12 protein-coding genes and 1 tRNA gene are annotated in these 15,524 nt (G+C 26.9%); 3 read left to right on the top strand and 10 right to left on the bottom strand.

Annotated elements, in window-relative coordinates; genetic code table 11:
• Positions 1-141: 141 nt before the first annotated feature.
• Complete coding sequence (locus tag Q1X91_RS10630; protein WP_300756993.1) at positions 142-966, bottom strand: histidinol-phosphatase; 825 nt, start codon at positions 964-966, stop codon at positions 142-144.
• A gap of 152 nt (positions 967-1,118) precedes the next feature.
• On the opposite strand from Q1X91_RS10630, the gene Q1X91_RS10625 reads away from it, so the two are divergent.
• A tRNA-Leu gene (locus Q1X91_RS10625) sits at positions 1,119-1,200 on the top strand.
• 5 nt (positions 1,201-1,205) lie between these two features.
• Here the strand turns inward: Q1X91_RS10625 and Q1X91_RS10620 are convergent.
• Positions 1,206-2,501 carry a hemolysin family protein gene (locus Q1X91_RS10620; RefSeq protein WP_300756991.1) on the bottom strand — a complete coding sequence of 432 codons (1,296 nt, stop codon included), beginning with the start codon at positions 2,499-2,501 and terminating at the stop codon, positions 1,206-1,208.
• An 860-nt stretch (positions 2,502-3,361) separates the two neighbouring features.
• On the opposite strand from Q1X91_RS10620, the gene Q1X91_RS10615 reads away from it, so the two are divergent.
• Positions 3,362-4,945: a helix-turn-helix transcriptional regulator gene (locus Q1X91_RS10615; RefSeq protein WP_300756989.1), complete on the top strand. Its 1,584-nt coding sequence runs from the start codon at positions 3,362-3,364 to the stop codon at positions 4,943-4,945.
• Positions 4,946-5,095: 150 nt separating this feature from the next.
• Here Q1X91_RS10615 and purC read toward each other — a convergent pair whose 3' ends face one another.
• From purC to fusA, 6 genes are all read right to left on the bottom strand, one after another.
• Positions 5,096-5,812 carry a phosphoribosylaminoimidazolesuccinocarboxamide synthase gene (purC, locus tag Q1X91_RS10610; protein ID WP_096736996.1) on the bottom strand — a complete coding sequence of 239 codons (717 nt, stop codon included), beginning with the start codon at positions 5,810-5,812 and terminating at the stop codon, positions 5,096-5,098.
• 92 nt (positions 5,813-5,904) lie between these two features.
• Positions 5,905-6,393 (bottom strand): 5-(carboxyamino)imidazole ribonucleotide mutase, encoded by a 489-nt coding sequence (gene purE / locus Q1X91_RS10605; RefSeq protein WP_300756984.1) that lies wholly within the window; start codon positions 6,391-6,393, stop codon positions 5,905-5,907.
• Between the two features lie 64 nt (positions 6,394-6,457).
• Positions 6,458-6,640 carry a zinc ribbon domain-containing protein gene (locus tag Q1X91_RS10600; RefSeq protein WP_300756981.1) on the bottom strand — a complete coding sequence of 61 codons (183 nt, stop codon included), beginning with the start codon at positions 6,638-6,640 and terminating at the stop codon, positions 6,458-6,460.
• A gap of 101 nt (positions 6,641-6,741) precedes the next feature.
• Positions 6,742-7,149 (bottom strand): hypothetical protein, encoded by a 408-nt coding sequence (locus tag Q1X91_RS10595; protein WP_300756979.1) that lies wholly within the window; start codon positions 7,147-7,149, stop codon positions 6,742-6,744.
• A gap of 14 nt (positions 7,150-7,163) precedes the next feature.
• Complete coding sequence (locus Q1X91_RS10590) at positions 7,164-7,982, bottom strand: PTS sugar transporter subunit IIA (protein ID WP_020004543.1); 819 nt, start codon at positions 7,980-7,982, stop codon at positions 7,164-7,166.
• Positions 7,983-8,068: 86 nt separating this feature from the next.
• Positions 8,069-10,159, bottom strand: coding sequence for an elongation factor G (gene fusA, locus Q1X91_RS10585; RefSeq protein ID WP_300756974.1), 2,091 nt, complete (start codon positions 10,157-10,159; stop codon positions 8,069-8,071).
• Between the two features lie 285 nt (positions 10,160-10,444).
• On the opposite strand from fusA, the gene Q1X91_RS10580 reads away from it, so the two are divergent.
• Entirely contained in the window at positions 10,445-12,763 is a 2,319-nt protein-coding gene (locus Q1X91_RS10580; RefSeq protein WP_300756971.1) for a BspA family leucine-rich repeat surface protein, read from the top strand.
• Positions 12,764-12,777: 14 nt separating this feature from the next.
• Here Q1X91_RS10580 and Q1X91_RS10575 read toward each other — a convergent pair whose 3' ends face one another.
• Together Q1X91_RS10575 and purF are read right to left on the bottom strand one after the other, a co-directional pair.
• The gene (locus Q1X91_RS10575) at positions 12,778-13,272 is read right to left on the bottom strand and encodes a hypothetical protein (protein WP_300756968.1); all 495 of its coding nucleotides are present in this window, start codon (positions 13,270-13,272) and stop codon (positions 12,778-12,780) included.
• 123 nt (positions 13,273-13,395) lie between these two features.
• A complete protein-coding gene (purF, locus tag Q1X91_RS10570) occupies positions 13,396-14,808 on the bottom strand; it encodes an amidophosphoribosyltransferase (protein WP_300756965.1) in 1,413 nt (470 codons plus the stop codon).
• Positions 14,809-15,524: the final 716 nt, after the last annotated feature.

Below are 15,524 nucleotides of genomic sequence, written 5' to 3'. Positions count from 1 at the left end.
GATTACCTATTATTATACCAAATAAGTAACTTACTATACATCTAAAACATATTTTGTTGATTACTAATAATACATTATGTTACAAATAAATTATAATTAGATTTATAAATAATTAAAATTTAACAAAATATAGTTGTTTAGCTATATATTCACATCATTAAAATTATTATCATACAAAACTTTTATACTAGAAACTCCGAGTTTTTTTAACTCTTCAATAACTTCTTTATAGCAATGATCTATATTATTAGCATTATGAGCATCTGAATTAATCATAATAGGTATATTTTTTTCTAATAATTTTTTTATTGTATTTTTATTAGGATAATGAGCATTTAAATTATTTTTATTCATAATCTTTGTATTTATTTCAGTTATGCTTCCGCTTTTTTTTATAACTTCAATTACTTCATCTATCTTTTTTAAATACCAATCCTCTTCTTCAGTAAAATATTCTTTATTTAAATTATACTTTCTTACAAGATCCAAATGCCCTATAATATCCGGATTTTGAGTTTCTATCATCTTAATAACATTATCATAATATCTGTAAATAACTTCTCTAATACTCCCAAAATAATTAATAGTATCATTAAAACTTTCTCTTGACATATCTATAGGAAAATAATTGCCATTTCCATCATCAATATAATGTACAGAGCCTATTCTATAATCAAGCCCCATTTCTTTATCAGTATCTTTATTTAAATTAGAATAATAATCCCCTTCAATACCAAGATAAACCTGTATTTTATCTTTATAAATATCTCTAGCTTTTTTGATATTTTCTAAATATTTAATAGTATTTTCTCTGCTCATAGAAGTATCATCTTTTTCAAAGTAAGAATGCCCTGAAAAACCTATGCTTATTAGTCCCTTATCTATAGCAGCTTCTATATTTTCTTCAACAGTATTTTTACCATCACAGTAAATTGTATGCGTATGCAAATTAGATATATATTTCATAACAAAACCTTTTTAAATAAAATATTAATAAACTTCTTCATAAAGAGAAAAAATAATTAAAAAATATAATAACAAAATTATAATTAAAGTAAATAAAATAATAATCATTTGACAAAATAATTATTTAATATATAATACCTTACATTATTAAAGCTCGGGTGGTGGAATAGGTAGACACAACAGCTTGAGGTGCTGTCGGGTAACACCGTGCTGGTTCAAGTCCAGTCTCGAGCAATTTTTTACTTATTTATTTCTTCTTTATTTTCTTTTTCTTCAATTTTATTTACTATAAGTTTATCTATTCTCGCTCCGTCCATATCAACTATCTCTAAATTAAACCCTTTCCATTCCAAAGCCTCACCTTCTGAAGGTACATGCTGTAATAATTCTAATATAAGTCCGCTTATAGTATTATAATTACTTGAAGCATTTTCATCTTCTATTTCAAAATAATCTAAAAAATCATAAATAGGACACTGCCCATCTACAAACCAGCCCCCATTCTTTCTTTTTCTTATATCATTATTTTCCTTGCCTTCAGAAGCATAACCAACCAATGCCCCAAATATATCACTTTGAGTAACCATTCCGTCTATATTGCCGAACTCATCAGATACAAGTCCTATTTTTATATTATTTTTTTTCATTTCTTCAAGCACTAAATATACTTCCATATTGTTATGAAAATAATGTGCCTTTTTAACAAATTTCTCTATTTTGGATTTTGAATTATTTAATTTATCAAATATATCAGTAACCCTAACCACTCCTATAATATTATCAAGATTATTATCAACTACAGGATAAGCAGAAAAAGAATGTTTTGATACTATTTTTCTTATATTTTCATTAGTCATATTAATATCCAAAAACACTATGTCATTTCTATGCGTCATTATAGACTCTATTTTTCTATCACCCAAAAAGAAAGCACGTTCTATAATATCCTGCTCAATTTCTTTTACTTCTCCTCCCTGTCTTCCCTCTTCTATCATAGATTTTATTTCTTCTTCAGTTACAGGACTTTTATCATCTTTTATTCCAAGTATCCTAGAAACTAATAATGCACTTTTAGATAAAATCCATACAAAAGGAGCGCCTATTTTTGAAAGCAGTGTCATAGGAGATGCCACAACTTTAGCTATTTTTTCAGGCATTACCATACCTATCCTCTTTGGTACAAGCTCACCAAATATAAGTGTCAGATATGTAACCAAAGCTACAACTATTATCTGGGCAGATGCAGAAGCATATACTAATGGTATATTAAATTTGCTTAATATATTTGCTAATTCTTTTGCAACAGTATCTCCAGAATAAATACCTGTTAATATACCTATTAATGTTATACCTATTTGTATTGTTGATAAAAACTTATCAGGATTATCAGATAAAGACAATGCTGCCTTTGCACCTTTATCTCCTTCTTTACTATCTTTCATTAAAGACGATTTTCTAGCTGAAATTACAGCTATTTCCGACATTGCAAATATGCCGTTTAAAAGTATTAACACTATTATTATTATAATATCCATTTTAATTTGTCCTTACAAAATAAAAAATTATTTACTAGATTATAAAAATAAATTGAAAGTATTTGATAAGTATTATAGCTTGAAACTATTGAAATATTTGTATAAATAGAATGTATACTGAAAATATTATTCCTTAAACAAGATTTAATTTCTATAAAAGATATTATATTATAAAAATGAAAAATTACAATAGTTTATAAATATTTTTTACATTATGTTTTTTATAATTTTTCATACTTTATTTTTTTATAAAGTATAAGAAGTATGTTAAAGGCTATACTTTAGCTATAACCTGCAAACAGAGTTACTAACAAATAATAATATATACTTACATATTGTAAAATTACATAATACGATACTTTAATTATTATTAAAAAGGATATTTTATTTTTTAATTACATAGTACAAACTTTACTTAATATATAAAAAATATTAGTTATCATATTATATTATATTAATATAAATAAAAGTATTATCTTCTATACATTTTTATAAAAATTCACGTCTATTTTTAACAATATAATTTGTGTAATAGGTAAAAAAATTACAATATTTCTGTTTTTTTTATAAAAAACATGTATTTTTCATATTATAGTATCAAAAATACCCTGTAGGTATATATATAAATATTGATAAATATTAAATAATTAAGAATTAGGTATATAACTCAAGAAAATAGATTTAAAAAATTCTATATTTTAATATTTTTCATTATTAAAAATTCAATTAAAAATGCTATATTAATTTTAAAATATAGCAATAATGATATTTTAATACATTTTATACATTAAAACACTTGAAATTCTTTATATTTTGTTTATAATAATAGAAAATAAATTTATTATAAAACAGAAGAAAATATGATTGATTTTAATTTAAAAGACATTAGAGAAAAAATTTTGAAGCTAACGCAAAGTCAGTTTGCGAAAATGTTAGGTGTGCGTCAGGATTATATTTCAAGATTAGAAAGAAATGCTAATAATATAACTCTTGACTTGTTGGATAAGTTGGCTGAAAATACAGGACTTAGTATTGATGAGCTTACAAAGTATAAAAAGAACTCTTTTGAAGATGAAGATTTCGATTTATATAATGAACTTCTCAATATACAAAATATAGCCAACAAACTCAGTGAAGAAATAAGTTCTGCAGACAAAAAGAATAATGATAAAATAACAGAACTTTTATCAAATGTTTATAATAAGATAAATGAAACATTTGATATTGTAGTATATGGAAGATACAGTTCTGGAAAAACATCATTTATCAATGCTATTTTTGACAAAAATATAGACACTAATCCGTATTCTGAAGATACAAGTAATGATGAATACTATCTTCAAGATGATTCTAAACTATTTAGAATCGTAGAATATAAAGAAAATGTATTAGACACTAGAAAATATAGTAAAAATAACATGTTTATTTATCTATGCGATATAAATGCATTTTCTCAGGAAGATATTACAAATATAAATGCTCTTGCTAATTTTACAAATAATTTTAACAATATATTTGTAATATTCTCTAAAGCAAATATTTTTGATGAAGATGAACTAGGAAGTGTCATAGATAAAAAATTTGATACTTTAAAGAACTTTATATCTAAAAGCAATAATATAAAGAAAATAGATTATAGCTTATTGAGAGAGAGATTCTTCCCCTTCTCAATAAATAATACTAATCTTGTTAAAGAAATAAAAAATAATTTTGCTCAAAGTCTTAAGTTTGCATATTATAAAAAAATATTGGAATGCGTAAATTTCGATATTGAAATAATAGACAATAAAAACGAATTCCAAGAAAATGATAAGTTAGAATCTAATTTATCTAAAATAAGAACATCAGCAAAAGAAGCTTTCAGCGAAATATATAAAAACACTTTAAATATAGATAATATAATTAAAGCTATAGATGATAACAATGTATATAGAAAAAAAGATGATATAAAAGTTTTATGCAACAGTATTAATTTAGAATTGGATACTCAGTTATACAATATGATAACTATAACAGAGGAAGATTTTAACAGTAAAGATAATAATAAAACATCTAAAATATCATCAAATATAATAACATGCAGTATAAATATAGTTCCTACATTCAAACTATTAAATACAAGCAGCTTAAACTTTTTTAATATAATGGGTATATCTATATCATTCCTTCCTAGTGTTGTATTTATACTATCTGGTTTTATGTCATTCTCAGGTAATTGGAAAAAAACTCTTGCCAAAAAAGTTATAAAGGCATATGAAGAAGAAAATGTTACTTCAAAATACAACAAGGTAATAGATGAATATTTTGCCAATTATTTAGCAAATATTAAAGAAATATACTGTAAAAGAGAAGAGATATTAAAGTATCAAGATGACCCTAAACTTTATAAAAGCATAAAAACTATATTATCTAATTTTGCTGAATATGTAGAAAATGCTAAATAAAAAATTTAGTTTATAATAATAAAAAGGATATGTATTATTTTTAATGCATATCCTTTTTTATTTATAATATCATACACACTAAAGATAAATAAAAAAGCTTTACCAAACTTTTTAAGTTCAGCAAAGCTTTATCTTTTATAAACTTAGTAATTATAGATTATTAAGTCTATTTAAAACTTCTATATAAGCCTCTTCAATAGATCCTAAATCTCTTCTAAATCTATCTTTATCCAATTTCTTACCAGTTTCCTTATCCCAGAATCTGCAGGTATCTGGTGTAATCTCATCAGCTAATAATATCTCGCCTTTTGAGTTTTTACCAAATTCTACTTTAAAATCAACTAAAGTAATACCTATTTTATCTAATGCTTCTTTTAATAAATTGTTAACTTTTGCAGTTACATCATATATATATTTTAATTCATCATAAGTAGCCAATTTCAAAGCAACAGCATGATGATCATTAATCAAAGGATCTCCGTATTCATCATTTTTATAGCATATTTCAAATATAGTATTAGGAGGTACTGTACCTTCTTCTATACCAAGTCTTTTTGCCATAGAACCTGCTATCAAATTTCTAACTATTACTTCTAATGGAAATATTTTTACTCTCTGACAAAGCTGTTCTCTGTCATTTAATTTTTCTATAAAGTGGGTTTTAATTCCATTTTTTTCAAGCATTTTAAAAAGCAATGAAGTAATTTCATTATTCATAACACCTTTATCTTTAATAGAACCTTTTTTTTCACCATTGAAAGCAGTAGCATCATCTTTATAGTACACTATAATCTGTTCAGGATCATCAGTAGCATAAACTTTTTTAGCTTTACCTTCATATATCATTTCTTTTTTTTCTTTAGACATATATAAACTCCTGTTATGTCAAAACTTTTTATACTATTATATACTTTTTTGATAATTTTTCCATATAGTAATGTTATAAAATATAAAAATAATTATATATCAAACTCTATAGCTTTATTATTATCAGCAATAAAGTCTTCTTTCATTTTTTTTCTGTATTCTATTAATTTATTTTTTATACTGTCATATTTTAAAGCAAGTATTTCAACAGCAAGCATACCAGCATTATAAGAATTATTAATACCAACTGTTGCAACAGTTATAGGTTTAGGCATTTGAACTATAGACAAAAGAGCGTCCATTCCCTCAAGATTACTTGCACTAATAGGAACTCCTATTACTGGAAGTATTGTTTTTGAAGCTATAACACCGGGTAAATGTGCTGCAAGACCAGCTCCTGCAATAATCACTTCAAAATTTTCTTCTTCTATTTCTTTAATAGTTTTTTCAAGATGTTCTGGAACTCTATGAGCAGACAGAACAAAGGCTTTGTATTCAACTGCGAATTCTTTTAAGCAGGCAGCAGCTCCTTTCATTTTATCAGTATCAGATCTGCTTCCAAATATTATAGCAGCTTTCATATTATTTTCTCCTAATAATAAATTTATGCTATATTATAAACAAAAAAATATTATAGTGCAAATATTAATAAAGCTGCTTTTTTATAATATGATCTATAGATTTAGTATCTTTACTTCCGCATTTGGGGCATTTAGGACTGCTTAAAATTGAAAATATAGTGCCCCCCAAAATAGGCTTTTTAGATTTAGAAAAAATTTTACCGCAGGAATTGCATTTATACATAAAAGGCGGATTAAAAGGCAGCATAATAAAACTCCTATAATAATTCTTAATTTACTGTTATTATAATATATACGAATGACAATTTTTGTCATTATCTTAGTAATTATTAAAAAATATTATATATTCTATCTTATTGAAGTCTTAAACTCAGAAACAAATGTAGAATCCTGATTATCTTTTACTGTTACCTTAGCATCATAAACGGCAGAAGGAAGATATTTCCCATTTTTATCCAAACCAGACCATATACATGCGGCAGTTTGCTTACTGCTTTCAACAATCATGTCCTTTGAATCTATTAAATCTCCATTCTGAGAATATATATCAAGTTTTGCACTTACAATTTCACCGCTTTTAATAGATACCTTATATGTAGTATTTTCACCATTAGAAGGCGTAAAAGGATTAGGATAATTATAAAACTCTGAAAGAAGAGAGCTAGGTTTATTCGGCGAGCATGAAATATAAAGGAAAGCTAAAAGAATTAATAGTAATATTTTAGCTTTCCTTTTATTTAAGAAACTATTTATCATTAACAACTTAAATATTAATCAGTAGTAAACAATATTCTTCCGCAATGGAAACACATTATAATTTGGTTTTGTCTTCTAACTTCATTAACAGTCATTTTAGGTATAGCTACATTACAAGCACTGCATTTATAATTTTCTATTTTAGCTAGAGCTTCACCTTTATTTTCTTTGATTCTCTTATAATTTTCTAATACAGCAACATCAATTTTACTTAATATAGTGTCTTTATATTTTTTGTACTCTTCCAAAACCACATCAGATTTTTGCTGAGAGTGAGTAGAACTGTAAAGTTCATATGCTTTAATTTGTATTTCAGCTCTTTCAAGTTCAATTAAGAATTTAATTTGTTTTTCAGCTTCAAATTTTTCATCTAATTTTTTGAAAGATTCTAAAACGCTATAAAGTTCATCATAACCTTTAGTAGCCATAATCTTATCAAGTATTTCTTTCTGGTTTACCAAGAAGAAAATTTGAGAAAGATTTAATAAATAATCCTGAGGGTTATCAAGGTCAGAAAGTATAGCAAATACAAGTTTTACTGGGCTTTTTTCATCAGAATCTGAATCGTAGTTGATTTCATCTTTCAAGAAACCTACAAATATATCAGTTTTTCCATAGCCTTGAATTCTGCCATGCGGAACAGCAACGCCGTTACCTATATTAGTTGTGTATTCATCTTCACGCTTTTTGAATGCATCAAATACAGCATCTGCAGAAGCAGAAGCAACTGGTGCGATTTTTTCACTTAAAGCTCTAAAAAGTGATTCTTTGTCTTTTGATTCCAAATCTTCAAATACATGTTCTTTTGTAATTTTATCAATTATTTTGAGCATACAATCTCCTAGTGTTATACGTATTAAATTATTATATTATAGTATATAAAAAATATCAACTTTATTTTTATATACAGCATTTAATTTTACTCTCCGCTGCCAAGCAAAGCCTTTCTTTCCTCTATAACTTTATCAGCCAAAGGACCTGTTAATTCCTGATAATGAGAATGCTCCATTTCAAAAGTACCTCTGCCTGAAGTAGATGCCTTCATCTCTATAGAGTAAGTAAGCATTTCGGATAATGGAACTTCAGCTTTAATCATCTGTACAGTATTTGATGCTGCTTCCATACCCAAAATTTTTCCTCTTTTACCTGTAAGCTCATTCATTATAGCACCTGTAAACTCTTCTGGTACATAAACTGTAACTTTCATAATAGGCTCTAATAATACCGGGCTTGCATTTTTGAATGCTTCTTTAGCTGCCATAGAACCTGCTATTCTAAATGATAATTCATTAGAATCTACATCATGGTACTTACCGTCATATAATCTTACCTTTATATCTACCATAGGATATTTACCCAAAGGTCCCTGTGCCATAGCATCTTGTATACCTTTTTCTACTCCCGGTATATACTGTTTAGGTATAGCACCTCCGAATATATCGTTAACAAATTCATATCCGCCGTCTCTAGGAAGAGGCTCTACTTCTAAATGAACTTCTCCAAACTGACCGCTTCCTCCAGACTGTTTTTTATGTCTGTATTGTGCCTGAGCTTTCTTTCTTATAGTTTCTCTGTAAGCTACTCTAGGAACACTCTGCTCTATTTCGGCCTTAGTGAGAGATACTACTCTGTCAAGTGCCAATTTTACCTGCAAAGCACCCATAGCTTTTATTATAGTTTCTTTTGTTTCGCTGTCAAACTCTACATGGAAAGTCAAATCTTCCTGAGCAATCGTATCAAGAACTTCAAGTGCTTTTATATCATTTTTTAATATTTTAATAGCTGTAAAATAAATAGGCTGAGGTATTTTTAGAGGCAGGAACTGGAACGGAGAACTTGGAGTACTTATAGTATCTGCTGTTCTGCAGTCTGAAAGTTTAGCTAATACTCCTATATCGCCTGCTGTAATAGTATCTGCTTCAAATTGTTTTTTGCCTCTTGCAGTATATATATGTGATACTTTTTCTTTTTTACCAGTTCTTGAATTGTATATTTCATCGCCGCTTTTTATACTTCCAGAACGAACTTTAAAGAAAGATATTCTTCCGGCATATTGATCTATAGTAGTTTTGAATACAAAGGCAGCAAAAGGATTATTATCTCCTAATATAGACCTTGTAGCAGGTTCATTTGTTAGAAGGTCTGTACCATCTGTAACAGGAACATATGAAGGAGAAGGCATATATCTTATTATAGTATCAAGTACTGCTCCCATACCTATATCTCTTATAGAAGTACCAAATAAAATTGGAACTACTTTATACTGAAGTATAGATTTTGTTAGAGCTTCTATATATTCCTCGTCGGTAAATTTTCCGCCTTCTAAAAATCTTTCTGTAAGGCTGTCATCTACTTCGCATACAAGTTCTTTAAGTCTGTCGCGTGTAGCTCTGTACTCATCATAATACTCTTCTGGTATTTCTGCTTCTACAATTTTTCCATGTTCATCTCTAAAGAAAGCCTTATGATAAATAACATCTATTATACCTTTAAAATCTTTACCATTACCCATAGGTATTTGTATAGGAACTACAGGAGGCTCTTTAAAGTTATGTTCTATTTTTTCTAATAAAGTTTTATGATCAACCATCTCCTTATCTATTTTATTGATAAATATTATTCTAGGTCTTTTAAAACTATTAGCCATCTGCCAATGTTTTTCTGTTTCTATCTGTATACCAAACTCTGCATCTATTACTACTATACAAGATTCTGCTACTCTTAAAGCTGGATTAATTTCACCGCTAAAATCACCCGACCCCGGAATATCCAGCAAATTAATTTTATGATCTTTCCATTCTATAAAACTTAAAGAAGTACGTATTGACATTTTTTGCTTTATCTCTTCATCTGTATAATCACTGACTGTAGTACCTCTTTCTATTTCGCCTTTCTTATCTATAGATTTAGCTCTTAATAACAAGGCTTCATTTAAAGATGTTTTACCGCTTCCTACATGTCCCAAAAGGGCTACATTACGAATACTTTCTGGGTTATAGATTTTTCCCATAGAAATTCCTCCTTTGATAACAGGTAATATTTTGATATAATAGATTATTTATTATATTATTTGAGTGATTTCTAAAGAAGCTTAAAGAATAAGCTGATTCATAGAAAACTAAGCAATGCATGATAATTCAAGTATAGTAAAAAAAATATCAAAAATCAAATTTTATATTCATTTTTACTATTATTTTACAGTCTGTAATAGTACTTTTTATACAATATTACTTTAAGAAAAAATTAATTTTATGATTAGATAGTTTAAATGTTTTAAATATAAAAGGATAATAGCATGCCAAAATACAAACCTAAAGCTCTAAAAGAATTATATAAACTAACGGAAGATGAGAATATTTATTTAGGCGATATAGATACAAGCCTTATTACAGATATGAGCGGATTATTTTCTGGAAGTAAAAGAAAGGATTTTTCTGGAATAGAAACTTGGGATACTTCTAATGTTGTAAACATGAATTCAATGTTTTCTTTTGCATCAAATTTTAATCATAATATAAATAATTGGAATGTTTCTAATGTTGAAGATATGGGGTATATGTTTAGGGATGCAGCTAAATTCAATCAGCCTCTTAATAATTGGAATGTTCATAAAGTTAAAATTATGAATTATATGTTTAATGATGCTTTTAGCTTTAATCAGGATATTTCATCTTGGAATGTAGAGGGTGTTAAAGATATGAGTTATATGTTTAGAGGATGCAGCAAATTTAATCAGCCGCTTAATAGTTGGAATGTATCTAATGTTGAAAATATGTATTGTATGTTTGTACAGGCCTCAGAGTTTAATCAGCCTTTAAATGATTGGAATATGTCAAATGTAGAAAATACATCATATATGTTTTATCTTGCTTCAAAGTTTAATCAGCCTCTTGATAAATGGAATACTTCAAAAATAAAAAATATGAGTTATATGTTTGGAGGAACTTATAATTTTAATCAATACTGTTCTTTAGAAAACTGGGATATTAGTAAAGTTAATACTATGGAGAATATTTTTCAATTCTGTAATAACTTTAAAAATTTTAAAAATTTGAAATGGACTTTATATTTACATGTATTAGATGATTATTATTACGGTAATGATATTATAAAAGATAATTTAAAAGAAATTTATAAAATAGCTTCCGAAAGTAAAAATAAAAAAATAATATCTTTCAAAAAAAGATTAGAAAATATTTATTATGATGAATTAAAAGATTTATCAGAATGCGTAATTTTTAAAAGTATAGAAGAAGCAGAAAATTATGCTGAAAATAATTTAAATAAAAAAGATGAAAAGAAAATTGATTTTATAAAAAAAGCTAGAGTATTAACAAAAGATAAATCAAGAGAAGTTAATATAAAAGTAATAAAATACATATATTTAAAATATTTAGAATTAAAGAAATATATTTATCGTATTATTGAAATTGATTTTATTATAGATTTGCTTGACAGGGAAAGTTTTTTGAACTTTGCTTATAATATTTATATAGAAACAGGTAAAGAAACAGCACAATTAATTTACGGATTATATGGAGGAGCATTAGAAGAAATATACAAAAAAGACGGAGAATCAAAATTATTTTTTAAGATACTGTCATTAAATAAACAAAATGAATACACAATTAAAATACTATTTAATATATATAATAATGCTGAAAAAATGGCAGCAAAAAATAATGCTTTAGATATTTTAATAGAAATTTCTAAAGATAAAAAAATTCCATTTTACAATTTAGAATTGAAATATAATTCTAATATCGGATTTGATAAAAACAGCGAAAAAATTATTGATGAAAATTATAAATTAATATTAAACAATGATTATTCTGTAAGTATATTTGATATAAAGATAAATAAAATATTGAAATCAATTCCAAGAAGTTTAGATAATAATAAAAAAGAAGAAATAAAACATATAAGAGAACAAGCTGCTAATATGATAAAAAAATTCTCGTATATATTAAATAAATTACTTATTGCAGGCGATAAATACGATTATAATTTTTTCAAAGAAGTTTTTATAGATAATCCAATTATGAATAAATTTGACTTATCACTTATATGGAATTTATATGATATAAATAATAATTTTATAACAACATTCAGATATGCAGGAGACGGAAGTTATACCAACTCAGATGATGAAGAAGTAAAAATTAATGATAATACTTTTATAAGTTTAGCAAGCCCTATCGAAATGAAAGAAGAAACCATTACAAAATGGAAAAAACAATTAGAAGATTATGAATTATCACAGCCTATAAACCAATTAAGCATAATAAAACTTGATAAAAATAATTTGGAAAATGAAATAAACAAACTACAAAATATAGAAATATCATACGGTACTTTTAAGGCATTTGGAATGAGATATGGAATGATGTCTTCATATACAGAATACAGAACAATCAAAGAATATAATTTAAGTCTTGATAATGGAGATACTTTTATAATCAAAGCTCAAATTGATGGTGAAGCTGATTATAAGGATAAAGTAAAAATAAATATTGAGTTTAAAAGCGATAAAAACAAAGAAATATCAAAAAGATTTATTTATACTATTCTTGTATTCATGATATGGGATTTTCGTTTAACTAATTTATTTTAAATAATAAAAAAATATTATTTACCTTCTTTAACTTCAGGCTCTGTAATCTCTGTAATTTTTACTTCTTTTACTTTTTCTCCTGCTGTTTTCTTTAATGTAAGTTTTTCTCTGTCTTTTTCAGCTATATAGTAGTTATTTCTTAATTTTAATACTATATCTTTAGCTCCGTTTATACCATCATTTTTTTTATAGGCACTTATAAGAATTTGTATTAATGATACAGTAGAAGGAAGCCCTATATAAATAATGGCAGCAGCGGCAGATGGAATAGTTGCTATAGAAGAGGCTATTAATGCTTTGTCTTTTCCTAATTTTTTTGATGATATTATGGCAGTAGCTGCAACTAATACTCCGCCTATAAGAACACCCCAAGCAATTTTACCAGTGTTTTTTATATTTGATATTTTTTTGCCTAGTTTATACTCCGCATAAATAACATCATCATTATTCATTAAAGCATCAACTAATTCCTCTTCATTCATGCATATTTTATAAGAAACTTCTTTCATAATAACTCTTTACCCCATTTATTATTTTTTTATATGATAAATTTATTATGGATAAAAGTCAATTATTCATTAATAATTTTTATAAAAAAGGACTTCATAAAAATGAAGCCCTAATTATATAAATTAACAAGTCTTATCGATAGGTACTTTTTTAGGTATTTCTGTAGGATAACTTCCATTAAAACAGCCTATGCAGTAATTTTTGTTTCCTAAAGCCTCAAGCATATCTTCTATTGTAAGATATTCTAAAGTATCTGCATTAATCTCCTTTCTAATCTCTTCTACAGAAAGTTTTGCACCTATAAGTTCCTTTTTTGAAGATATATCAACACCATAATAGCAAGGACTTTTGATAACAGGAGAAGCCGATCTGAAATGTACTTCTTTAGCACCTGCACGCCTTACAATATCTATTAATATTTTGCTTGTAGTACCTCTTACTAATGAGTCGTCTATAAGTATAACTCTTTTTCCGTCTATCAAATGCTTTAAAGGATTAAATTTAAGTTTAACAGTTTCTTCTCTTGTGGACTGCTCTGGCATAATAAATGTTCTTCCTATATATCTATTTTTTACCAAACCTATACTGTAAGGTATTCCGCTTTCCTGAGAAAATCCTAAAGCTGCTATAGTACCAGAGTCCTGAACTCCTATAACTATATCAGCATCAACTTTATTTTGTCTTGCAAGAAGCACACCTGTCTGAAATCTTACATTATAAACATTAATGCCGTCTATATTGCTTTCAGGACGTGCAAAGTATATATGTTCAAAAGCACAAGGACAATGTTTTACATCTTCTTTAGCATATTTAAAAGATTTTACACCTTCATCATCTATTATTACCATTTCTCCTGCTTCAATGTCCCTTACAAACTTTGAGCCCACAGCATCTAAAGCACATGATTCTGAAGCCAAGAAATAATCTCCGTTTGCATTTGTACCCAAACATAAAGGTCTTATACCATAAGGATCTCTTACGCCTATAAGTTTGCCGTCTACAACTATAACAAGAGCAAAAGCACCTTTTATAATATTAACGCTTTCTTTTATTCCTTCTATAAAATTGCTTACTGTTTTTCTCGCTATAAGTTTAATAATAACTTCTGTATCGGAAGTAGCATTAAATGTAGCTCCTCCTTCTTCAAGTTCATATCTCAATTCTTCGGCATTAGTTAAATTACCATTATGAGCTATAGCTATTTGACCCAATCTAAAAAGATTCTCAATAGGCTGAGCATTTTCTATTTTGCTAGCACCTGTAGTAGAATATCTCACATGCCCTATTGCAATATTTCCTTCTGTATCTTTAGGAATATTACTTGTAAACAAATCAGATACAAGTCCCATAGCTTTATATGTAAATAAATGCTTATAATTTGATATTGTAATACCTGCACTTTCCTGCCCTCTATGCTGTAATGAATAGAGGGCATAATTGAGAGTTTTTAATATATCTTTCTTAATATCTTTGGAATAAATACCAAAAACTCCGCATTCTTCTCTAGGCTTATCGTATATTGTAACATTATTCATATATTATTATAACCAACTTTATTTTTATTTTTGACGTATCAATATTATAATTAATTTCATTTTAACACAATAGATTTATTAAAATTTATTATTATATAAAATACATATGTAAAATAATAGGAACTATTAATTTTTTATCATACTTGTTTCCAAACTAATTTTATTTATTAGCTGCATGACTAGCCTCAGAACTATGAGCCCATAATCAGAGATGTGAGGCAAAAAAGTTGATAATTCTGTATAATGTGCACCAATTGACAAAATAAAATTGTTCCAGTATGTACCTAAACAAATATAATTTGTCAAAAAATAAATTTTTAAATTTTAGATTTGTGGGGACTAGCCCTGCGAAGCACACAGTCGTGCCCGCTCTGCGTGCCTTCGGCAACCCCAGTTCTTTTGTGACGCTGTCCGCCTCGCTCTGCGTGCCGTAGGCAGGTGTGGCACAAAGAAGCGGGCACAGCCCGCAGTTGCGAAAGGCTATATTTCAGTCTAAATTTAATAATTTATTCTACATGTAAGACATAATTAGTACTATTTAGTATTATTTTTAGATTTGCACTTTTTGCGGCGGGAAAAAGTTGAATAAAAAAATTGACAAACTTAAAAATTTTTAGTATATACTGAAACGATTTCATTTTGTCAACTGATGTACATTATATAGAATTATAAACTTTTTTGCCGCACAAAAAAGTTGCAAAAAACGCAATTACTAG

This window comes from uncultured Brachyspira sp. (genome assembly GCF_949287625.1).
In the GTDB taxonomy this organism is placed as follows: domain Bacteria; phylum Spirochaetota; class Brachyspiria; order Brachyspirales; family Brachyspiraceae; genus Brachyspira.
The sequence above is the reverse complement of the archived record's forward strand: the minus strand, read 5'-3'. Positions and strand labels throughout refer to the sequence as shown.